This is a genomic window from Candidatus Nitrosopumilus sp. bin_68KS (assembly GCF_054095825.1).
On sequence record NZ_JBSWSP010000010.1, the window covers coordinates 42,163 to 61,700 of the forward strand.

At 31.5% G+C, this 19,538-nt stretch carries 30 protein-coding genes; 8 read left to right on the forward strand and 22 right to left on the reverse strand.

Annotation, left to right across the window (positions count from 1 at the left end; translation table 11 throughout):
• Both ACW9W3_RS05050 and ACW9W3_RS05055 read left to right on the forward strand, forming a co-directional pair.
• Complete coding sequence (locus tag ACW9W3_RS05050) at positions 1-513, forward strand: adenine phosphoribosyltransferase (protein ID WP_457765072.1); 513 nt, start codon at positions 1-3, stop codon at positions 511-513.
• Positions 513-1,304 carry an S-methyl-5'-thioadenosine phosphorylase gene (locus tag ACW9W3_RS05055; RefSeq protein ID WP_457765073.1) on the forward strand — a complete coding sequence of 264 codons (792 nt, stop codon included), beginning with the start codon at positions 513-515 and terminating at the stop codon, positions 1,302-1,304. The genes ACW9W3_RS05050 and ACW9W3_RS05055 overlap by 1 nt, the downstream gene beginning before the upstream one ends.
• On the opposite strand, the gene ACW9W3_RS05060 is transcribed toward ACW9W3_RS05055, so the two are convergent.
• From ACW9W3_RS05060 to ACW9W3_RS05110, 11 genes are all read right to left on the reverse strand, one after another.
• Positions 1,301-1,585, reverse strand: coding sequence for a hypothetical protein (locus tag ACW9W3_RS05060; RefSeq protein WP_457765074.1), 285 nt, complete (start codon positions 1,583-1,585; stop codon positions 1,301-1,303). The genes ACW9W3_RS05055 and ACW9W3_RS05060 overlap by 4 nt on opposite strands.
• An 8-nt stretch (positions 1,586-1,593) precedes the next feature.
• Complete coding sequence (locus ACW9W3_RS05065) at positions 1,594-1,992, reverse strand: hypothetical protein (RefSeq protein ID WP_457765075.1); 399 nt, start codon at positions 1,990-1,992, stop codon at positions 1,594-1,596.
• A 22-nt stretch (positions 1,993-2,014) separates the two neighbouring features.
• Positions 2,015-2,368, reverse strand: a complete 354-nt coding sequence (locus ACW9W3_RS05070) for a hypothetical protein (RefSeq protein ID WP_457765076.1) — start codon at positions 2,366-2,368, stop codon at positions 2,015-2,017.
• 34 nt (positions 2,369-2,402) lie between these two features.
• Complete coding sequence (locus ACW9W3_RS05075) at positions 2,403-2,621, reverse strand: hypothetical protein (RefSeq protein WP_457765077.1); 219 nt, start codon at positions 2,619-2,621, stop codon at positions 2,403-2,405.
• 133 nt (positions 2,622-2,754) lie between these two features.
• A complete protein-coding gene (locus ACW9W3_RS05080; RefSeq protein WP_457765078.1) occupies positions 2,755-3,177 on the reverse strand; it encodes a hypothetical protein in 423 nt (140 codons plus the stop codon).
• 34 nt (positions 3,178-3,211) lie between these two features.
• The gene (locus ACW9W3_RS05085; protein WP_457765079.1) at positions 3,212-3,373 is read right to left on the reverse strand and encodes a hypothetical protein; all 162 of its coding nucleotides are present in this window, start codon (positions 3,371-3,373) and stop codon (positions 3,212-3,214) included.
• A gap of 241 nt (positions 3,374-3,614) precedes the next feature.
• Positions 3,615-3,971 (reverse strand): mechanosensitive ion channel domain-containing protein, encoded by a 357-nt coding sequence (locus tag ACW9W3_RS05090; protein ID WP_457765080.1) that lies wholly within the window; start codon positions 3,969-3,971, stop codon positions 3,615-3,617.
• Positions 3,972-4,266: 295 nt separating this feature from the next.
• The gene (locus ACW9W3_RS05095; RefSeq protein ID WP_457765081.1) at positions 4,267-4,419 is read right to left on the reverse strand and encodes a hypothetical protein; all 153 of its coding nucleotides are present in this window, start codon (positions 4,417-4,419) and stop codon (positions 4,267-4,269) included.
• Positions 4,420-4,850: 431 nt separating this feature from the next.
• The gene (locus ACW9W3_RS05100; RefSeq protein ID WP_457765082.1) at positions 4,851-5,648 is read right to left on the reverse strand and encodes an amidohydrolase family protein; all 798 of its coding nucleotides are present in this window, start codon (positions 5,646-5,648) and stop codon (positions 4,851-4,853) included.
• The gene (locus ACW9W3_RS05105; protein WP_457765138.1) at positions 5,645-6,256 is read right to left on the reverse strand and encodes a GNAT family N-acetyltransferase; all 612 of its coding nucleotides are present in this window, start codon (positions 6,254-6,256) and stop codon (positions 5,645-5,647) included. Before ACW9W3_RS05105 ends, ACW9W3_RS05100 begins: the two co-directional genes overlap by 4 nt.
• A 307-nt stretch (positions 6,257-6,563) precedes the next feature.
• Complete coding sequence (locus ACW9W3_RS05110; protein ID WP_457765083.1) at positions 6,564-6,707, reverse strand: hypothetical protein; 144 nt, start codon at positions 6,705-6,707, stop codon at positions 6,564-6,566.
• A 436-nt stretch (positions 6,708-7,143) separates the two neighbouring features.
• Between ACW9W3_RS05110 and ACW9W3_RS05115 the strand changes: the two genes are divergently transcribed.
• Positions 7,144-7,602, forward strand: coding sequence for an Hsp20/alpha crystallin family protein (locus ACW9W3_RS05115; RefSeq protein ID WP_179371360.1), 459 nt, complete (start codon positions 7,144-7,146; stop codon positions 7,600-7,602).
• On the opposite strand, the gene ACW9W3_RS05120 is transcribed toward ACW9W3_RS05115, so the two are convergent.
• From ACW9W3_RS05120 to ACW9W3_RS05150, 7 genes are all read right to left on the reverse strand, one after another.
• Complete coding sequence (locus ACW9W3_RS05120) at positions 7,603-8,724, reverse strand: DNA topoisomerase IV subunit A (RefSeq protein WP_457765084.1); 1,122 nt, start codon at positions 8,722-8,724, stop codon at positions 7,603-7,605.
• Complete coding sequence (locus ACW9W3_RS05125; RefSeq protein WP_457765085.1) at positions 8,708-10,582, reverse strand: DNA topoisomerase VI subunit B; 1,875 nt, start codon at positions 10,580-10,582, stop codon at positions 8,708-8,710. The genes ACW9W3_RS05120 and ACW9W3_RS05125 overlap by 17 nt, the downstream gene beginning before the upstream one ends.
• On the reverse strand, positions 10,569-11,141 hold the full coding sequence (locus tag ACW9W3_RS05130; RefSeq protein WP_457765086.1) for a KH domain-containing protein: 573 nt from the start codon (positions 11,139-11,141) through the stop codon (positions 10,569-10,571). The genes ACW9W3_RS05125 and ACW9W3_RS05130 overlap by 14 nt, the downstream gene beginning before the upstream one ends.
• On the reverse strand, positions 11,138-11,932 hold the full coding sequence (locus ACW9W3_RS05135; RefSeq protein WP_457765139.1) for a serine protein kinase RIO: 795 nt from the start codon (positions 11,930-11,932) through the stop codon (positions 11,138-11,140). Before ACW9W3_RS05135 ends, ACW9W3_RS05130 begins: the two co-directional genes overlap by 4 nt.
• A gap of 113 nt (positions 11,933-12,045) precedes the next feature.
• Positions 12,046-12,342, reverse strand: coding sequence for a DUF424 domain-containing protein (locus ACW9W3_RS05140; protein WP_457765087.1), 297 nt, complete (start codon positions 12,340-12,342; stop codon positions 12,046-12,048).
• On the reverse strand, positions 12,342-12,764 hold the full coding sequence (locus tag ACW9W3_RS05145; protein WP_457765088.1) for a translation initiation factor IF-2: 423 nt from the start codon (positions 12,762-12,764) through the stop codon (positions 12,342-12,344). Before ACW9W3_RS05145 ends, ACW9W3_RS05140 begins: the two co-directional genes overlap by 1 nt.
• Positions 12,765-12,834: 70 nt before the next feature.
• Positions 12,835-12,987 carry a DUF5679 domain-containing protein gene (locus tag ACW9W3_RS05150; RefSeq protein ID WP_048115260.1) on the reverse strand — a complete coding sequence of 51 codons (153 nt, stop codon included), beginning with the start codon at positions 12,985-12,987 and terminating at the stop codon, positions 12,835-12,837.
• A 250-nt stretch (positions 12,988-13,237) separates the two neighbouring features.
• Here ACW9W3_RS05150 and ACW9W3_RS05155 point away from each other — a divergent pair, with 250 nt between their 5' ends.
• From ACW9W3_RS05155 to ACW9W3_RS05170, 4 genes are all read left to right on the forward strand, one after another.
• Positions 13,238-13,738 carry a hypothetical protein gene (locus ACW9W3_RS05155; protein WP_457765089.1) on the forward strand — a complete coding sequence of 167 codons (501 nt, stop codon included), beginning with the start codon at positions 13,238-13,240 and terminating at the stop codon, positions 13,736-13,738.
• A gap of 70 nt (positions 13,739-13,808) precedes the next feature.
• Positions 13,809-14,954 carry a DUF373 family protein gene (locus ACW9W3_RS05160; RefSeq protein WP_457765090.1) on the forward strand — a complete coding sequence of 382 codons (1,146 nt, stop codon included), beginning with the start codon at positions 13,809-13,811 and terminating at the stop codon, positions 14,952-14,954.
• Between the two features lie 146 nt (positions 14,955-15,100).
• Complete coding sequence (gene uppS / locus ACW9W3_RS05165) at positions 15,101-15,829, forward strand: polyprenyl diphosphate synthase (RefSeq protein ID WP_457765091.1); 729 nt, start codon at positions 15,101-15,103, stop codon at positions 15,827-15,829.
• Positions 15,826-16,245, forward strand: coding sequence for a bis(5'-nucleosyl)-tetraphosphatase (locus ACW9W3_RS05170; RefSeq protein WP_457765092.1), 420 nt, complete (start codon positions 15,826-15,828; stop codon positions 16,243-16,245). The genes uppS and ACW9W3_RS05170 overlap by 4 nt, the downstream gene beginning before the upstream one ends.
• On the opposite strand, the gene pyrF is transcribed toward ACW9W3_RS05170, so the two are convergent.
• The 3 genes from pyrF to ACW9W3_RS05185 are packed head-to-tail and all read right to left on the reverse strand — an operon-like array spanning position 16,225 to position 18,683.
• Positions 16,225-16,965 carry an orotidine-5'-phosphate decarboxylase gene (gene pyrF / locus ACW9W3_RS05175; protein ID WP_457765093.1) on the reverse strand — a complete coding sequence of 247 codons (741 nt, stop codon included), beginning with the start codon at positions 16,963-16,965 and terminating at the stop codon, positions 16,225-16,227. The genes ACW9W3_RS05170 and pyrF overlap by 21 nt on opposite strands.
• Positions 16,946-17,632 (reverse strand): hypothetical protein, encoded by a 687-nt coding sequence (locus ACW9W3_RS05180; RefSeq protein ID WP_457765094.1) that lies wholly within the window; start codon positions 17,630-17,632, stop codon positions 16,946-16,948. The genes pyrF and ACW9W3_RS05180 overlap by 20 nt, the downstream gene beginning before the upstream one ends.
• A 49-nt stretch (positions 17,633-17,681) precedes the next feature.
• Complete coding sequence (locus ACW9W3_RS05185; protein ID WP_457765095.1) at positions 17,682-18,683, reverse strand: adenylosuccinate synthetase; 1,002 nt, start codon at positions 18,681-18,683, stop codon at positions 17,682-17,684.
• Positions 18,684-18,763: 80 nt separating this feature from the next.
• Here ACW9W3_RS05185 and ACW9W3_RS05190 point away from each other — a divergent pair, with 80 nt between their 5' ends.
• Positions 18,764-19,225 carry a hypothetical protein gene (locus tag ACW9W3_RS05190; RefSeq protein WP_457765096.1) on the forward strand — a complete coding sequence of 154 codons (462 nt, stop codon included), beginning with the start codon at positions 18,764-18,766 and terminating at the stop codon, positions 19,223-19,225.
• Here the strand turns inward: ACW9W3_RS05190 and ACW9W3_RS05195 are convergent.
• Entirely contained in the window at positions 19,222-19,503 is a 282-nt protein-coding gene (locus ACW9W3_RS05195) for a Fe(2+)-trafficking protein (RefSeq protein WP_457765097.1), read from the reverse strand. The two genes, ACW9W3_RS05190 and ACW9W3_RS05195, sit on opposite strands and share 4 nt — an antisense overlap.
• Between the last annotated feature and the right edge of the window lie 35 nt (positions 19,504-19,538).

The following is a 19,538-nucleotide window of genomic DNA, read 5'->3' on the forward strand; positions in this document are numbered from 1 at the left end:
ATGAACTTAAAAGACAAAATAGCAGAATATCCAAATTTCCCTAAAAAAGGAATTTTATTTAGAGATTTTAGTCCAATTTTGAAGGATCCATCAGCATTATCTGAAATTGCAGATGAGTTTTCAAAGTATTTTCATACTAAAGATATAGATGTATTTGCAGGAATTGAATCACGTGGATTCATTCTTGCTTGCATATTAGCTTCAAGATACAAAAAAGGAATGATGATGATTAGAAAAGCAGGGAAATTACCCGGAAAGACTGTAAAATTGTCATATACAATTGAATATGGAAAAGACACAATTGAAATTCAAAAAGACATTATTGAGAAAGGACAAAAGGTATTGATTTGTGATGATCTACTTGCCACAGGAGGAACAGCAAAAGCTGCTGCAAAATTAATTGAAAAAGTAGGTGGTGAAATTACAGGTTTTGCATTCATCATAGAGTTAACAGAGCTTAATGGAATGAAAGGAATTAGCAATTATAATTGTAAATCACTGGTGAAATATTGATGGAGAAAGATGTAGAGATTGGAATTTTTGGAGGAACCGGAATTTATGATTCAGGGTTACTTGAAAATGCACAAGAAATTGATATAGATACACCATATGGAAAGCCATCAGACACTATAACTGTAGGAATTTTTAATGGACGAAAAATTGCTTTTCTTCCAAGACATGGAAAAAAACATACAATTCCTCCCCATATGATAAATTTCAGGGCAAATATTTGGGCATTTAAGGAATTAGGAGTTACAAGAATCATAGCACCATCTGCAGTTGGAAGTCTTAAAGAAGAATTAGAGCCAGGTCATTTTGTATTACCATCACAGTTTATAGATTTTACAAAATCAAGAAAAGGATCATTTTCAGAAGAAGGAAGAGTAATTCACATTTCAGTTGCAGATCCATTTTGTCCGGAATTACAGTCATCCATTATCAAAGTAACAGAAAAACAAGATTTGAAAATGCATAAAGATTGCACCTATGTCTGTATTGAAGGTCCAAGATTTTCCACTAAATCAGAATCAAAATTTTACAGAACCACAGGTGCAGATATTATTGGAATGACACTAGTGCCAGAATGCCAGCTAGCACGAGAAGCACAGATGTGTTATGCATCAATTTCCACTGTAACAGATTATGATGTATGGGCTGAAAAACCTGTTACTGCCAAAGAAGTTTTAGAGACCCTATCAAAAAATGTAGAAAAAACAAAAAAAATCCTAACAGAGTTAATTGATCAAATTCCTAAAACAAGAAGTTGTTCTTGTGCTAAGGCTTTAGAAGAAGCAGAATTTTAGTCATCAACAAATGATTCTTTTTTAAGACCTTCAGGAAGAGTAAGATCCCCTTGAAGTAAATTCCTTTGAAGTAAATCTATAACTTCATCAACATCATATCCTAATTTTTTTAATTCTTTTTCAGTAGCGTCAGAAAGTTTTGCACCAACATTTTGTCCCCCAATCCGGCCAAATGCAATAGCAGTAAAACGAAATTCATTATTATCTATAGTAAAATTTCCAGTAATTTTTGCAGCCATCTGGCTTCCATGAATATTGTTAATGTGAACTTTGAGATCCATTATAGGAATTAAATTTCTACTGCCTTGTTAATATTATCATCAATTAAAAAGCTCCAATGCTTTTCATCTTCAATTTTAAAATTATTAATTTTGAGTGGAATAATTTGCTCATCTATGCATTCATGCTTAATTTCCCCATTTTCTTTGAGTCGGACTAATTTCCATTTGTATTTCCCTTGTTGTAATTTGCATATAGATACTGCCCATTTTGCATCAGCGTCAATTTTCGGCATTCCAACTAGATCTGCAATTTCTTCAATGCCTAATTGTTTTTCTTCACAGAATCTTTTCTTGCAAACACCACATCTCCAGACATCAACAGAACCTATAGTTCGTTCATCTACGTTGATGTTTACTACTCCAAAGTAAACTGGCTGATGCTTACAGGTTTCAGTATCAACACTCAATGAGGGTCATCCATCTTTAGCGTTATTTAGTTCTTGCATCATCATAAGGCTTTTCTAAAATTACTCCCATATTATCAACAATTTTATTTCGTCCAAAAGATCGATTTTCTCGCTCACATAATCTTCTATACATGTTTACAGCAGTAAACCTAGGATGCATTGCTTCAAATTCAGTTTCAGAAATATCAATAAAAGCACCCAAAGTCATCAAATCCCTAGATGCTTTTTTAGCATCTTCTTCAGATATTTTTAATTTTTCAGCGATTGCTTTTGAAGACATTTTTCCATGACATGTGATTAGCAAATAGACTTTGGCTTGAATAGGTTGCAATTTTATTTCAGAGATCAAATCATTTTCAATTTTTGAAAGATCCATTATTTTGAAAATAAGTACCAGTGAAATAAATGATCTATTTTTTGACTAATAATTTCTTAGAAATTTTTAAAGAGAATCCCATAGCAAAAAAATGAACAAAAGCACCCAATATCACTCCTAAAAACAAATCATCAAGAATTATCCACACAATTACAAATGTAAAAAGTGATGGAACAGTAACAATCAATGCAATTATTGTTCCTTTTAATGCAATCTCACGAATTGATAGTTTTGTAGACTCGTTACCAGTCAATGATGAAAATTTGAAAAATGGTAATAAAAACCAAAGATTAGATAGTGATTATCAATTTAACTTTCCAGATTATTTTTATGGCTTTTGAGGAAAAATCACATCATAAAAAAAATAAAAAAGGAGATTATCTCCACTATATTTTTGGATTAAATGGTGAAATCAATGAATCAATCATGCTTTTGTGAATATTTACAAAAGCACTTGAATTTTCATTCCATGTTTTGATATTTTGTTTTGTTGCATCTATTGAAGCAACAGACATTTTATTTTGAACACTCAATGAATGGTTTATCTTTTCTGCTGAATCATGTATTATGTTAATTGATGATTCTGGGAGATTTGATTTGATTCCTACTTTAGTTACAAATTCTCTCTGAATATCAAGTGTAGATGATGCTACATTACTCATTGATTTTACATATTCCTGAAATAGATTAGTAGTTGCTTGATGGAACTGTGGAATTGACTTTTCTATATTAGAATAGAACGTATCCATACCATCTTTCCATACAGAATAGATATCTTTGTGATTACTTGAATTTTCTATTTTACTCATATTTTTGCACCTCCTCCTATTTGATTAAGTATGATTACTTTAGATCCTCAAGTATGTCTTCATCTTTGAAGATCCATGCAAGACCAATCACATCCATTGCTGTAATAGTTGAAAAAGGATTTTTAATATAACCAGTTCTCAATGCAATTGGGTTATTCAGAATTGTTTCCTTTGTAATTTGTATAATTTGACTCATATACAGTGTATACAATATAAGATTATTAAGACAAGAGATAGATGATTTGGTTTCGAATTAAATCAACTCATTTACGCCTTAATATTTGGAATAACTAAAGTCACATAGTAAATTAGTGATAAAATATATGCACACTACAATTAACAGTACAAATCTACCTTTCACTTGAATTTATTTTTCTTAGGTAAGAGGCGCATTCTAGACAAAGTAATTTCATAATTGCTTTGAACAAAACATAGTTTTAAGAGGATTTTCTTTGTTTATTGTATACTTTTACCACTTCTTCAGCAAGTTGTTGAGTTGGAATAATCATTCTGCCACCATCTTCAGATAATGCGACAATTTTTGTGAGGTGAATTTCTATGATGACTCCATGAAGGTCTTTAATTGTTATTGAATCTCCTATGTTAATATCAGAATTGAAAAAAACCCCAATTCCTGCGGCAATATTCTTTAGCTGATGTTGTAATGCAATTCCAAAGATCACCATACCCACACCTACTGAAGTGATTATTTCTAATGCATATTCAAACAATCCTAGAGATGCTCCCAAATAGATAATTTCAGATATTATGATAAGAAGTGAAGCTATACCCAAGAGTTTTTGAGCACCACTTTGGTTGTTTATTTTTTTATTAATCACATTTCTTGTTATGAAAAACAATACTGTGGAAATAACAAAGGATATCAATACTAGATAATAATTTTCAAACAAAATACTCACTACTTTCTATTTATCATATTTTAAGATCCATTATTAATCTAAATGAATTTCATGTTTTTTACTTAATTTCAAAAAAATCTAGTGGTAAATTTTTTCAATCCAATAGAAATTGATCATCAGGAATTGGTTTTTGACTATCAAATATGACTATGTAAGAATTTACAAAAATCTATGACCAATCATCATCTTGAAAGATCCAAGTTAAGCCTATCATATCCATTGCAGAAACATCAGTTGAAACTGAATTTTTGACCTCATGTTCTTCCTGAGAAAATGATTGATCGAGATTTTTGTCATATTTGTATTGAATTATTATTGACATGATATGTAATAACAGAATTTACTTAAAACACTAATGAACAAATCATCCATACAAATCATCAGTAGACCCTAAATACTATTCTAGAAAATACAGTTCAATTGGAATTGTCACCATACAGCTATCGTTGTCGGTCTTAAATTCCAATTCTATTCAATCCTACACCTAAGAACTTTAATATTATTTGTAAAATATTGTTCTATTTTTATTTACTACAAAGTTCTATGATCTTGTGTTTTCCCATATAGCAAATAGAAATTAAACGAATTCTGATACATCATTATAAGTTAGATCAATGAATATTTTATCATATTTTTAATTAGTTGAATCAGAATGCACATAATCATCTCCTGTGGATGTAAAATAAAGAATCATAATGGCGAGGTAGTCAAAAAATGCATTATCCACAAAGAAAGAAAAGTTATAAAATAAAATCAGATTTTAAATAATTCTTTGGCATTTTTATACATAAAATTATCTCTAAACTCTTTTTTGATGTTTAGTTTTGCCACAAAATTAAGATATGAATCCATACTACTAATTGGCCAATCGGTTCCATACAAAAGATATCTTGGCTCACCAGCATAGCTGATTAGCTCTGCCATTTTTTCTTTCATCATCTTTTCAAAGAAATGATCAAATGAACCAACAACAAGTCCAGATACATCAGCATAGACATTTTTGTTTTTATAAATTACTTCTTGAGCATCCTGAATCCAAGGATTTCCTAAATGACACATCACAATTTTTAATTCCGGATTGTCAACTGCAACATCATCAAGATTAAGAGGTCTTGCATATCGCAGTTTTCCCTTCTCAGAATATGTATCACCAGTATGAAACATTACAGGAATACCAAATTCGATACAAGTATCATAGACTTTTTGATATCTTTGGTCATAAGGGTAATAGTGCTCATAGCCAGAGTAAATTTTCATGGCTTTAATTTTTCCATCTTTAATCCATTGTCTATAATTTCTAAGATCTTCATCTGTATGATAATCAATTGTAAATCCAGCAGCAACCCCTAGATTATCATATTTTTGAATTGCATCAATGATTTGTTCAGTTGAAGGTCTTTCGGAGTTTATTTTGTACGAGGATAAAATAATTGCATAGTCAACATTGTTACTAGTCATTTCGGTTTGAAGTAATTCCAACCTATCTTCCAACAATGGGATATTTTTGGTCAATTCATATTGGTTCACATGAACATGGCAATCAATAATCATGATTTTTCTATGAAATGGGGATTTTTCCATTCAATAAAAGTGGCATTGTTTAATGATCTAGGATCCTTCATGTAATTTGGTAAAATTTTGATAAATTTGAAACCATTGCGTAGTTGAAATGACAGTACTGGTTCTTTGATTTCATGACGCTTTGCTTTACGAACATATTCTAATGGAGTCAAACCTTTTGCATGTTCACAGTAATTGATCAATCTAGCTCCTGCAATTATTCTACGTAAATTCAGTTTTATCGCTAATTCTTTTCTTGCATCATAAAGTTTTGTGCCAACTCCTAATTTCCTATGATCTGGATGTGATGAAACATCAGCTCCATACAATGAATCTCCATTTGGATCGTGGTTTTTAAAAAAACTATCACCACATGCATCTTTCCAAGTGTGTTCTTCATAGTCATGTTTTAGTTTTATAATCAAACTGCTGCAAGAACCAACTATTTTTCCATGATATTCTGCAACAATCTGACCTTGAGGAAAAACTTTGAGATGAGATATTAGTTGTTCAGGTTTCCAATACACACCTTCTGCAGCCATTAATGGAAAAGCAATCTTTTGTAATTCAACAATTTTCGGAATATCATCTTTAGTCATTGTACGTATAATTACATGACTATGACGTGTGTGAGTTGGAATGTTAATCATATCTTCATTTATAGTCATTTAAAAGAACTTGATCAAAAACATGACGTGTGTTTTTAATATTCTTAAAAATTAATTGTTTTTTCAGCGTATAAATTCCCTCTTGAATTTCCAAAGACAATTGTTTTCACACATATTTTAACATAATGAATAAGAAAAATGATAGTTTTCTTTCCGTAATAATGTCTCAATTGGATTTTATCTACAAACATTATAACAAAAATCCAGGGTTTTGTTCACAACTCTTGAATTGATAAAATCAATACATCGTTTTCATTCGTTTTCTTTTTCTTGTATCTTTTTCATTATGTGATGATTCTAATGAATAATCATAATTAGGATACAGATTCTCAAATCTTTGCTCAATCGAATCTTCATTATACTCAGAACTGTTATTTGTCATAGTTTTATCACATTCAATTTTTTGGCTTTATGGAATTAGGATTGTTTACAATATAATGAAACAAACATGATTTATCGATGTTACAATTACACTTCATGTTTAATCCTCAAAATTATAGTCTGACTTGGAAATGATGTTTTTAACACCATCTTCTTGAACTCTTTGAGAGTAACTCATAGCAAATGTGAGTTAATATTCGAGGATAAAAACATGATGAATGATTAATTCTAAACTCCAATACTTTATAGAATAAGCATGTAACTTGATTCTAAAGAATTCAATTCCATGAAGAATTTGAACCTATTTTGGAGTATAATTAGATCGTCAAAAGGGTTTTGCTGTTTTAATTCATGCTCTAACATATGTTAATTCTTTAGAAGGTATTGTCGCAAATACCAAAGATACTTTATATTTGGTAAAGTGAAATTTTTACTGTTTGGCTAGTTATAAGGGAGCATATTCAAATGAACAATCATTGAATTTTGTTATTCCAATTATCGTAATTCTGTTTTTAGGAATTATCTATATTATGACACAAAGAGCTGATTCAGGTTTTGTGAGTTTTATCTTAATTGGAGCTGCTGCATTAACCATGTTCTATTGGGTTAAAGTTTTGAAGAAAATGACAAAGGATCAAAAACCACTATACACTCAAGCTAGAGAACAAGAAACAAAGAATTGGGTTTATGATTTGATAAAAGGAGAGGGAGAATTTGTTTTTGTTGCAGAAGTACCAGGTCCTGAAGATAAAATTGCAGTGAGATTAGTAGATGGAATTTTATACATTCGTGGAACTGCAGGATTTTCTAAAGAAGTTCCAATTGAAGGGGCAAATGACATGCAAATATTTGATTTCAAATATAGAAATGGCGTGTTAACACTTAGAATAAAATAATTAAAGACTTTTTGCTAATTCTAATTTTTGTGGTAGATATTTTTCAGTAATATTTGTAAGACCATATTTTGAGAAAGCTTCCAATTCTGCTTTTCTTTTTAGTCTTAAAAAGACATCAAGTTCTTTTTTCCAAATTCCATCTTCATACCTAGGATCTTTTTGTAAATCATAACATCGCTTAATGTCAGATTCAGTCATTGGAATGGTTGGTAGTTTGTATTTTTCAATATCAGTAGCCCAAACACCAACCCATTTGGCATCAGGAACAGTTAGTTCTCTGAGATGTGCGGCATTTGCAGAACCAGATTTTATGACCATTGCAATATGTTCTCCGTACACATCACCATCTGTAAGTACAATTACAGGTAACTTCATTTCTTCATGAAGTCTTTTTAGTAAAGTTCTAGTTGAACGAGGGGCTTGACCACCAGTATTGATTATAATTGATTTGAATTTTTTATCAACCTGTTCTTCAACAAATCTAGTAAAAAGACCACCTTTTTCAATAGCAATCACAATTTCGGCACTAGTATCCACTAATTCTGCAGTAGTCAAACTAGGACCAATAGAATACCCATCTGGATGATTTGATAAATTCATAGTTTTTCCTTCATACCCAGGAATAGTATATTCAATATTCAAATCACCAAAGATGGAGCTTCTTTCCTCAGGGAATATGTGAAAATCTTCTCGTGGTTTTGAAGTAACTGCTTCTAAATCAACAATAATGTTATCAGATTCGGATTGATCTTCAAATTCAATGGCGAAAGCTTGAGATGAATAATAGACATCTCTTAATGTAGATGATTTTTTTTCTTGGGTAAGTCTATTTGCAAAGAATGCAAGCCACATCAATTGTGTGAAAGATCTTAATTGAGAAGAGTTCCTAGAACTCCTAATAGCTGCGTTGCTTCCTAGAATGTATTGTCTTAATTTTTTGTCATATACAATATTACTCACAGACCTACTTGGAATAGAGAATTTTGGAAATTGACCATTATCTAATTCATCATATATTTTTGCACCATGGCTTTTGAGCATCTCAAGAATATTCTTTTGTTTTGCATCAGCTTTCTTGCTTCGCTCTTTGATCTTTGTTTTTTCTTTATTTGTTTTCGACATTATTTTCCTCCTCTACTGGTTTTTTAATTTCATCCATACTTTCAATTTCTAATACTTTCTTATAATCAGGTTCTTTTTTCTTACCAGCCAGTTCTGTACAAAACTCTGCAATCAATGGGATGTATTTTGCATATAGGTTTGCTCTCTTTTTTGCCATATCGGCTTGACCTCTTTTAGACATGTAGGCTGCTAATTTTCTAGACAAGTATTGCAATCCCAATCTTAATTCTCTTTCTATTTCAGGTCTATCTGCAACATTTTCTTTTCCAGCAGTTTTATACGGAATTCTAGTGGAACAAATATGTGATACAATAATGAAAGGAGGATCACCTTTAATCTTGTATCTACCCCAATCAGTATCATTTACAACTTTTAGAACTACATCACTTCCTTCATCATAAAGTAAAGGAATTCTATTTGCATATCGGTATACATGTGGTCCGCCAGTCTTAATATCACCACCATATGCAATTCCCATCTCAATAATGAAAGGAAATCCAGAATATGCAGATGCAGGGCGCTGAACAACAGCAGCAAAATCAGGATTAAAGAATTTTTGAATTCCTTTCTCTAGAGGCCCTTCACCTAAAGGTGCAAGACAACTAGGATCAGGTGCAAGGAAATCTTCAAATTTTTGAAGTGAATCACTAAGATTTACTAACTCCTGATTGGTCATTGTTCCCATTCGTTTTTCAGGTTTAAATCCTGAAAATTCTGCAAATTTGAGTGCAGTAGTTGGTCCTATTCTTTGAAATCGTTTAGTCAAAAATGTTGTAAGAGGTTCACCTTGAACAGTATTAGTTAATTGTTTGAAATACTGACTTTCAGGATCCATATCTACAGATTTTGATTGAGAATCTCCAAAATCCCAATAAAATAATTTTTTGTTAGGCATATCAATATCTTCAATTTTTATTTTGTTTAGTTTTTCAAAATCCATTTTTAAAAACGACATCAAAGCAATCACCACTCTAACTTGGCGTGAAAGAGTTTTCCATTTTTTCTTTGCTTTATCCATTATTGCAGTAAAACTTAGATTTTTTACGGATAAACCCAAATCTTTTCTAACTTTTTCAATCATTGCATCATCAATATTGGGAATTTCAAATTGTGATTCAACTATCATTCTTCGAATTCGTTCTACATCAATTCCATGAGGATGAGGTCGAATTATGGTTGGGGGTGGAGGAATGTCTTTTACAAAGCGCGGATGCGAGAACTTTTCCCCTTTAGGATCATCGAAAGTTATGGAAGCATATGGAGTAATCAAAGAAGTCTCATAAACATAATCTCTAATTTTATTTCCTGCTTTTGAATAATCACCTTCCAAACAGATACTTACTGAAAGACCTTTTTTGGAAACTTGTTTAGTATTGTGTTTTACAATTACGGGTTTATTTTTTTGAATGTCAAGTAATAATTCAAATTCATCTTGAGTTTGTCCATCTACAGAACTCTTCACTGTAACAGGTTTGTTAGTTGTTATTTGTCCATACAAAATTGCCATGGTTGCCCCTAGTCCAAACATACCTCTAGCTTGTTTTAATCCAAATTTAGAGCCATACAAAACAGTTCCAAACGCAAGTGGGATATGCTCAGGATCTATTCCAGGTCCGTTATCTTTTACAGTTAAGATATAGGGTTTAGGATCTGACTTCTCAGGATCAACAGCCTTTATTGTTAAATGAACATCAGGAAGAATTCCTTTTTGATCACAGGCATCCAATGCATTTTCAACAAATTCTCTAACAGCTGTATAGAGTGAACGTGTAGGATTACTGAATCCTGCCAAGTCACGATTGCTATAAAAGAATTCACTAGGTGATATTTGATTGAATTTTTCCTTAATCAAAGACATCTTGATCTTCCCATAATTTCATTTTTTCTTGTTTGTCTCTACGATTTGCAGCTTCTAATTTAGTATATACAGCTCCATGCATACTTCCACTTGAAATAGAAGATATTGCATCAACTGCTAACCGTAATTTACTTGAATCACCAATAATTGAAACAGTTTTTCCATAAACTGAGATATGAGTACCACTAAGATTTTCCATATTTCGTCTAGCTCTACCACCTTCTCCAATGATCCTCCCTTTTATCCTTTCAACATTTGCGTTAGACTTTCCTGCAAATTCTCTTAGATCAATTACATGTAATGCATTTTCACCTTGTAGTAAAGTCAATGCATTTTCAGGTGAGAATCCCCTACCAATAGCTGTAACAATTTCCATTGCTTTGAAAGGTTGAATTTTTTCAACATCGCCTTGAGTTTTTATGAAAACCTCACCAGTTTCACCATCAATGTCTAAAGACACATGACAAATCGTTTCAATTTTTGTTTTTACACTACCTGATTTTCCAATAAGAACCGCGATTCGATCATTTGGAATACGAATTAATTTTTCAAAACTCATTTTGTTATTTCCTCAAACAATTCATCTGGATCTTCAACAGAAATTCCTCTTTTATGAAAGAATTTTGTAATGTTATTAATATCTCTTTTAAGAAATTCTTGAGAATTAGGATGTCGTAGATCAACTCCAGATCCTAGATCAAAAACAACTAATCCTTTGTCTGTTTTAAAAATATTATATTCAGAAAAATCTCCATGTACTAATTTTGCTTTATTGTAAAGATCCTTTATGATAGAAATTGCTTGAATATAATCACCTTCATCTACTTCTGATGTCAATAATGATTTTGCAGGAGCCCCACCTTGACCAATAAACTCCATAACAAGAACATTTTTTGTAAGATGAAGAGGTCTAGGAACTGGAATTCCAGCCTCATAGCATTGAGTTAAGTTACGAAATTCCTTTCTAGCCCATAGATGAACCAGGTTTTTTGTACCTTTTTTGATATGAGAGAATCTAGGATCACCTAAAATGTATGGTTCCCGCTTTTTGAAATTCGAAGTACTAACTAGGTAAATTTTTAGAGCAACATCAACATCATCGTTTTCAACTCCCCAAAAGACTACAGATTCTTTTCCAGCACTGATTGCGCCATTAACATATGAAATGATATGATCTGTGATCATTTTGTATAAAGTCATCACAGTAGGTTTATCCAAAACCTCATTGATGACTTTACCTTTTTTAAAACCATCCTTCAAACCTCCCCGTTTTGATTTGAAAATTAATTTATTATCAATTTTAGATTCTATCTTTCGACTCAAATCATCAAAAAGTAAATCATCAGACATTATATCATCAGAATTTATATCATTTGGCAATATGTTTTGTGGAAGATACTAGATAAAATGGATTTCTTTTATCATAAACAACATTAGAATTAAAAATCAAATTAATCAAGATATTACATGTTAAAAACAATTAGAAATGGAATTCCAGAAATTGTTTTAACTCCATTTTCAGAACCTACTCCAAGTTTAATAGATAGAGAAATAGTTTCTGTTCCCACCATGTTAATGATGGATGCTTGTTTCAGCAAATCTGTTGCTTCTTCTTTCTCAACAAATCTTTCACCATAATAGCTCTCACTTATGTTGATGTTTAATTCATCTTGAGTGATTTTTTTACCTAATAATTCAGCATCACAGATATTTAGCATCATATTTTTTTGATATTCAGTTACACGTACTGAAAACTGCATTACGCATATTTACCCTTCAAAGTAGATTTTGCACCACATGCTTCACAAATTAAAAATGAGATACGATTTTCTTTAAGGATTTTAGTATCAGGACTTTTACATGTTGGACATTCAAGATAATCTTTTACATAAATTTGAAATAATCTTGTGAAATCATCAGGAGCTCGTCTTCCTACAAACATTGCTTTATCACCTAACCTTTCTGCAGGAACAGCAAATTCTTTGGATAGATATTGAAGAACTTTATCAGGATCTCTTCGAAGAACTTTTGGGAATTCTGAAAAATTACGCAGAAAAGTTTTTTGTCCTTCCCACATAACATCAACAATAGGAAGTTCAAATCTAGTTGAGGAATCTTCATTGTTATCTCCCAGTTTATCCTGAATACGTTTCAGTAGACCCTCATATTCTGCTTTAGTCACTAAAAAATTATGAATGCTGGACCCTATATGGGTTTTGAAAAAGAGAAATCGTGTGGACTTTTGTTAGAAGTTATTCTTTTGGCATTGCACCAATACGGAATACATTAGTTCCACAAGTAGGACATGTACCTTTTACAGCAGGACGTCCATTCTTTAGTTTAGTTTCTTTGGGATCTTTGATATCCCTTTTTGCTCTGCATTTTACGCAATATGCTTGAACCATTCTAAAATTTGTCAATCTTCCGGGTATTTAGGAAGAGGCTGTGAAATTTATTTAACTATAGACTAGATACGCGTAAATTTTTTTAGGCATCAAAAAGAGAAAATTATTGAAAAATTGATAGAATGTAACAAATTTATAAAAAAATTATGTTAAATTTATCGAAATATCATTTTTTTTCAAACGTTTGGATGTAAATCAGAATTATTTAAAATATTACCAATTATAAACACCTTGAAGATAAAAGTACGAAATGGCATCAAAAAAAGGAATTGTTACAACTGCCATAATTTTAGCGGCAATTACAGGTGCAAGTTTTTTGTTTTGGTTGGTTCCACAAGAAGACGAAACAACTTTCATAGTGTCAGATTACAAAAACTATCTTGATGGGGTAAAAAATATCCATGAAATATTACAAGAATCAATGGAAATAGAGTATCAAAATCTTCGCAATGGTGAGATCTCCCCACAAGACTATATTGTAATAGCTGATGTAACATCATCACAGGTAACTTCTCAAATAAGTGAATTTGTTACATCAAAACCTCCAGAAGCATGGCAAAATAGCTACATTAGCTATATGGAGGCATTGAAGAAATTTAATTCGTATATTGGCGAAACAAAGGTATTAGCAAATTTAATTGAAAAAGGAAATACAGATGCAGAATTGGATAAAGTCATAGAAAAAATCGATTTAATGAAAAATGAATCTTTAGAACATGTAAAAAATTCTGAAATGCAAAGACCCAACTAGGCTCAAAACCCAGTTTTACTATTCATAGTAGTTGGAAATCGTTAAAAAGTAATTCTGTAATAGAAAATGAATGTCTCAGCAGTCAGATAAAGTTGAAAAAGATGTTAATGCATCTTCAGCAAATAGATTACTAGTAATTTGTATTGACAGAGATAACGATGTAGGAGAAAAAGCAGGGATTTCTACGCCAGTTATAGGTAGAGATGCATGCATAGAAGCAGCCCAAAGATTAGCATTGGAAGATCCTGAAGATGCAGATTCAAATTCAATTTTCGCAGCTATCAAAACATATGAAGATTTAATCAGTAAAGGATATCAAGTTGAAGTAATTACTGTTGCAGGAGTAAAAGATAGAGGAGTTCAAGCAGATGAAAAAATTCTATCTGAGACAAGAAAGGTTTTAGAAAATTTTGCTGCTAATGGCGCAGTAATTGTTTCTGATGGTGAAGATGATGAGAGTGTAATTCCTGTAATTCAAAATGTTCTACCGGTTGTATCTGTCCAACGTGTTGTTATGAAAGTAAGTAGAAGTGTAGAGTATTCTTATGCAGTTTTTGGAAAATATCTAAAAATGCTGGCATATGATTCAAAATATTCAAAATTCTTTTTAGGAGTTCCTGGAATTCTTTTGTTAATTGGCGGGATTGCAACTGCGTTTGGATATACTGCAGAGATATTTGCAGTTCTTGTAAGTATTTTGGGAGGAGCATTTTTAATCAGAGCATTTGATATTGATAGAGCATTATCAAATTGGTCTAAACCAACTCCAATGGGTTTTATCAGAATGTTTACAATGGTTGCTGGAATACTACTGATACTTTCATCAATTCCTGCAGGGATAAGTGCAGTTGATTTAGAGTTAATTGAAGCAGATACACAAATAATTTCAAAGATTACAGACAAAATGATTATTGGACAATTTGTTGCAGGGGCACTTCCAATTTTATGGATTGGCCTTGGAGCAATTTTTGCTGGAACTTTACTTAGTAATTGGATTGGTGGAATTCCAAGACAAATTAGTGATAGTTTGAGAATAATTGTTCTAATTGCACTGTATCCCACAGTAGCACAATTTACCAACATAATGATTTATGATGAAAATTCATTTACCTTGATTCCACCTTTGTTGGGTGGATTGGCAGCTACTTTGGTATCAGCCACTATTCTCTTTAAAAAATATAGAAAACATAAAGATCAAGAGATGATTTCAGACTAAATTTACATATCTAGTATCTTTAAAGTCAAATTTCTGAATAACACTGATATCTTCAATCGCTTGAAAAATGGAGGTGGTCAGACATTAGTAAAATAAAAGAAGTGGTTTTTCAATTATCGGGACTATACAAGATTTATGGTAAAAGATTGGAAAAAGAAATCCAGAATGGAGATATTCCAAATCACGTTGCATTAATTTTAGATGGTAATCGAAGGTGGGCTAAAAGGCATCTAACAATGCCAAAAAAAGGTCATTGGAAAGGAGCAGATGCAGTTGAAAATCTTCTTGACTGGTGTGAAGAATTTAACATTAAGATTGTAACACTATATGCATTATCAGCAGAGAATTTGAATAGAAAGGACGATGAATTAGAATACCTTTATGAATTAATTCGTATGAGACTAGAAAAATTATACAATGATCCTAGAATTCATAGATGTAAAATGAGAGTTAAGGGAATTGGTAGAATTGAACTACTTCCAGAATCTATTAAAGAAATTCTAAAAAAATTAGATGATGCTACAAAAAACTATGATAAACATTTTCTAAATATTGCATTAGCTTATGGAGGACAATACGAATTATTAGATGCAGTTAAAAAAATAGGAGAAAAAATTAAAGATGGATCATTGAAAGTACAGGACATTAATAAAAAAGAAATTGAATCAAATCTATATACATCACATTTACCACAATCATCTCCAGACATGATATTAAGAACATCAGGAGAACAAAGATTAAGTGGGTTTCTTATGTGGCAAAGTGCATATAGTGAATTAGTGTTTATGGATATTTTTTGGCCAGAGTTTAGAAAAATTGATTTGATGAGGGCCATTAGAACTTATCAAGAAAGAAAAAGGAGATTAGGAAAATGATTGAAGAAACATCAGCAGGAATTGTAATATTTAGAAAAGAAGATTCAAAAAATTTATTTTTATTATTACATTATCCATCAGGGCATTGGGATTTTGTCAAAGGCAAAATGGAAAAAGATGAAACAACGCATCAAACTGCAATTAGAGAAACAAAAGAAGAAACAGGAATAACAGATATTTCATTTGTAGAAAACTTTGAAGAATGGATTGAATATAATTTTCAATATCAAGGAGAATTAATTCATAAAAAAGTTGTATTTTTCTTGGGTGAAACAAAAACTAAAGAGGTTGAAATTTCTCACGAACATCAAAACTTTACATGGATGGATTATAACACAGCCATGGAAAAAACAACATTTGAAAACGCTAAAACAGTTTTAACAAGAGCTCAAATGTTACTTTCCAAAACTTTGTAGTTGTAATTCTTTTGCAACATTTACAGGGTTTTTAGAATTCAGGATAGTTCTACCTACAATCAAATAATCAGTTCCAGAAGAAATTACTTGACTTGCACTACCTCCTTGAGTACCCACTCCAGGAGAAAATATGTTTAAATTTTTTCCAGCTTTTTTAGAGCAATATTGTATAATTTTTGGAAAAGTAGCACCAACAACAATTCCATCAACCTTTGCAGTTAAAGCCCAATTCAAAAATAATTGGTAAAGTTGTTGTTTCTTTCCCATTTTGATCTCCATATCATAAGATAATTTTGCTTCAGGGGCACTCATATGACATAAAGTAATAACACCTTTTTCATTTTTGTGTGATGATTTTACTAGATTTTTTAAGCTATCAAGACCCATTATGGGGTTGGCAATTACAGCATCAAATCCCAGATTCCAAAGATGTTCGGTTGTAACACGGTTTGTATTGCCAATATCGTTTAGTTTGATATCAGCAATTGTTTGTAAACCATATCTATGAGCTGTTTTATTGATTTTGAGAATCTCTTTAGAACCAAGAGGTAAAAGCAAATGAAAATTCAACTTGATTCCACATAGATATGGGTGTAGTTTTTGTATATTTTGAATGGTTTTAGATTCTAAATTTTTTATAGAATAATCATAATCATTTGCAAGAATTACTTTTCCATTGGTTTTTGCGATCTTGGAAAGTCTAGTTTTGAAGGTGGCCATAATCAACTAACGGATGTGTGTCTTTTAATTTTATAATTTTGATATATGAGTAACCGTGTTCAGAAGGATTTTCTACAAAGGTAGGCAATATTCCATTACTAGTTGAAAATTTTAGAAATGGTTTTTGAGGATCAGAATCCAACACCACATGACAGAAATAAGAGGTGCCTTCATCATTGAAATTCATAAAAACTCCAATCAGCCACTTATCATTACATGGAAATAAGAATAGAGGAAACGGTGTCTCTTCAAAACCCCAAGTAAGTTTTGCAAGACTAGACATATCTTCTAATTCAATGGGCTGATATCTATCAAGAGTACCATTTCCAGGCTGTAAAGATTTTGGAAGTGATTTAATTCTCACAATTGGAGAATAAAGTTTACTTGCATCAGAAGTTGTATCTACAATTTCAGATTCTTCCTTCCCACCTTTAAGCCCATAACAAAGATAATGTCCATTATGTTCTAATGGAGTATAATATACAATTGGTTTATCTTTTAGAATATCCATTTGTACAGATAGTATTTTTTTTCCAAAATGATCATGTAAAAATGATACACGTGGTGCACGCTCAAGTGCACAAACGAGCCTGGTAAATTCTAAAGTGGAATATACTTGAATGTAACGTGGTAATTTATCAATTGTAGTTGTTTGTAATTTATCCACAGATGTTTGTTGTAGATTATCAAATTAAACTTATCCTAAATTTTGGAGCCTAGCTTCTTCTATCAATCACATCATTAACAGCCGGACCTGTACCAATAATTGTAACAGGCGTGTTTAATTCAGTCTCAATATTTTTTATGAATAATTTTGCATCATCAGACAATTCATCATAGGAAGTTTTTCCTGCACAATCTGAAAAGAGAACATCTAATTTTGTGATAGAAATTTGTGTTGCACCATTAAGCATGATTGCACGCCTAGCTAAATCAAAATCAAAATCTGCAGCTCGTCTTTGTCGACCTGTAACAGTACCAAACTCAGACCATCCTTTTTTTTCTGCTTCTTCAAGAGATAATTCTTTTTCAAGAGGACCTGTACCTACACGAGTAACATATGATTTGAAAACAACAATTACTTCATCTACCTTTGTAGGTCCAAGGCCAATATCAGCACAAATTCCAGAAGCAGTTACATCCTTTGATGTTACAAATGGATAAGTTCCATGCCATAAAGAAAGGAAAGTTCCCTGAGTGCCCTCTACTAAAACATGTTCATTTTTAGATAATGCATTGTTAATTTCTAGAGGTACATCAGTGATGAGAGAAGATAGTGAATCAAAATCTTTTGCAAGTTTTAAAATTCTCATTGCTCTATCAGCATTAGCAGGGCCTGTACCAGAACCAGTACTACCAATTTTTTCTTTTAATTCTCCTTTAGAATCCCTTAACAGATGAGTTTCCTCAATAATTCCACAATGTTTATCAATAAATGCACGTCCGGAAACTTCAAAATCATTAATTTCTTTTTTGAGAACTTCAGGGTTAATTACAACTCCAGGCCCAATCATCACTCTTGCATTTTTATTCAAAAAACCACTTGGAAGCATTCTTACTTTATACACTTTATCACCATCTCGAATTGTATGACCAGCATTTGGACCAGCTCCACCACGAACTATTATTGTAGGATTATCTTTTATTGCCAAATATGAAATAATTTTCCCCTTACCTTCATCACCAAAAAATCCTCCAACAACTACAGTTGATGTCATATTATGCAATTTCTATTTCGTTTATTTAAGCTAAAGTATTATCACATGATTTTATATTCCGCAATAGATGGTTTAGATCGATGGTTGGAGAAAATTTTGCGGGAAACATCATAATCAATTTAGCTAATCTTCCAGATTTTCTAAGAAATCCAATTCTTAAAAAAAGAATGATGGAATTTTTTACTTTACCAGAATCAGAGCAAAAAGAAGTGATAAACAATGCATTAGAAGCAGGTCCAACAATTCCATTTCCTAATTTTTCAAAGCTTTTTCGAACATGGCTTAAAATTTTAACCACACTTTCAGAAGAACAAAGAGAAGGGTTATTTTCAGCTTATATCATAGAAGTTTCAAAATCGCCTCAAAAATTAATTGAGTTTAATTTAGATGGTATTTTAGAAGTATTTTTAACATTAGAAGAAAACGAAAAAATAATTCTTGCAAATACCATAAAAAAAATAATTAACGATTTGGATGAGGATTCAAAAAGAAGGGTTTTGTTAATTATACCAGATAATGCTAAAAAACACTTGAAATTTTAGATGCCTGCAGGCTCATCAGGTTTTCTATTATCTTCATTTGTGTAATCTATAACTTCCCCTTCAGGAGATAATACACCTACAAAGATCTTCTCATGTTTTTTCAATAATTTCCTATGATCAAGCATGGACATATCTAATTTCATTTCATTCATTACCATAATTTGATATTCTTTCCATTCAGCCCAACATTTGTTACATGTGGGATATTTCTCAGCTACAACACCTAGTTGTTCAGTATCAGGAATGGAATTTTTACATTTAGTACAGATACGACTCATAGAAATTATCAATATTGAACTCCTTTTATCTTTTT

Excerpts from the sequence above, each read along its gene's own strand:
- ACW9W3_RS05050 (WP_457765072.1), top strand. The coding sequence starts at position 1 with ATGAACTTAAAAGACAAAATAGCAGAATATCCAAATTTCCCTAAAAAA.
- ACW9W3_RS05055 (WP_457765073.1), top strand. The coding sequence starts at position 513 with ATGGAGAAAGATGTAGAGATTGGAATTTTTGGAGGAACCGGAATTTAT.
- ACW9W3_RS05060 (WP_457765074.1), bottom strand. The coding sequence starts at position 1,585 with ATGGATCTCAAAGTTCACATTAACAATATTCATGGAAGCCAGATGGCT.
- ACW9W3_RS05070 (WP_457765076.1), bottom strand. The coding sequence starts at position 2,368 with ATGGATCTTTCAAAAATTGAAAATGATTTGATCTCTGAAATAAAATTG.
- ACW9W3_RS05080 (WP_457765078.1), bottom strand. The coding sequence starts at position 3,177 with ATGAGTAAAATAGAAAATTCAAGTAATCACAAAGATATCTATTCTGTA.
- ACW9W3_RS05085 (WP_457765079.1), bottom strand. The coding sequence starts at position 3,373 with ATGAGTCAAATTATACAAATTACAAAGGAAACAATTCTGAATAACCCA.
- ACW9W3_RS05095 (WP_457765081.1), bottom strand. The coding sequence starts at position 4,419 with ATGTCAATAATAATTCAATACAAATATGACAAAAATCTCGATCAATCA.
- ACW9W3_RS05100 (WP_457765082.1), bottom strand. The coding sequence starts at position 5,648 with ATGATTATTGATTGCCATGTTCATGTGAACCAATATGAATTGACCAAA.
- ACW9W3_RS05105 (WP_457765138.1), bottom strand. The coding sequence starts at position 6,256 with ATGACTAAAGATGATATTCCGAAAATTGTTGAATTACAAAAGATTGCT.
- ACW9W3_RS05110 (WP_457765083.1), bottom strand. The coding sequence starts at position 6,707 with ATGACAAATAACAGTTCTGAGTATAATGAAGATTCGATTGAGCAAAGA.
- ACW9W3_RS05120 (WP_457765084.1), bottom strand. The coding sequence starts at position 8,724 with ATGTCGAAAACAAATAAAGAAAAAACAAAGATCAAAGAGCGAAGCAAG.
- ACW9W3_RS05125 (WP_457765085.1), bottom strand. The coding sequence starts at position 10,582 with ATGTCTTTGATTAAGGAAAAATTCAATCAAATATCACCTAGTGAATTC.
- ACW9W3_RS05130 (WP_457765086.1), bottom strand. The coding sequence starts at position 11,141 with ATGAGTTTTGAAAAATTAATTCGTATTCCAAATGATCGAATCGCGGTT.
- ACW9W3_RS05135 (WP_457765139.1), bottom strand. The coding sequence starts at position 11,932 with ATGTCTGATGATTTACTTTTTGATGATTTGAGTCGAAAGATAGAATCT.
- ACW9W3_RS05140 (WP_457765087.1), bottom strand. The coding sequence starts at position 12,342 with ATGCAGTTTTCAGTACGTGTAACTGAATATCAAAAAAATATGATGCTA.
- ACW9W3_RS05150 (WP_048115260.1), bottom strand. The coding sequence starts at position 12,987 with ATGGTTCAAGCATATTGCGTAAAATGCAGAGCAAAAAGGGATATCAAA.
- ACW9W3_RS05155 (WP_457765089.1), top strand. The coding sequence starts at position 13,238 with ATGGCATCAAAAAAAGGAATTGTTACAACTGCCATAATTTTAGCGGCA.
- ACW9W3_RS05160 (WP_457765090.1), top strand. The coding sequence starts at position 13,809 with ATGTCTCAGCAGTCAGATAAAGTTGAAAAAGATGTTAATGCATCTTCA.
- ACW9W3_RS05170 (WP_457765092.1), top strand. The coding sequence starts at position 15,826 with ATGATTGAAGAAACATCAGCAGGAATTGTAATATTTAGAAAAGAAGAT.
- pyrF (WP_457765093.1), bottom strand. The coding sequence starts at position 16,965 with ATGGCCACCTTCAAAACTAGACTTTCCAAGATCGCAAAAACCAATGGA.
- ACW9W3_RS05185 (WP_457765095.1), bottom strand. The coding sequence starts at position 18,683 with ATGACATCAACTGTAGTTGTTGGAGGATTTTTTGGTGATGAAGGTAAG.
- ACW9W3_RS05190 (WP_457765096.1), top strand. The coding sequence starts at position 18,764 with ATGGTTGGAGAAAATTTTGCGGGAAACATCATAATCAATTTAGCTAAT.
- ACW9W3_RS05195 (WP_457765097.1), bottom strand. The coding sequence starts at position 19,503 with ATGAGTCGTATCTGTACTAAATGTAAAAATTCCATTCCTGATACTGAA.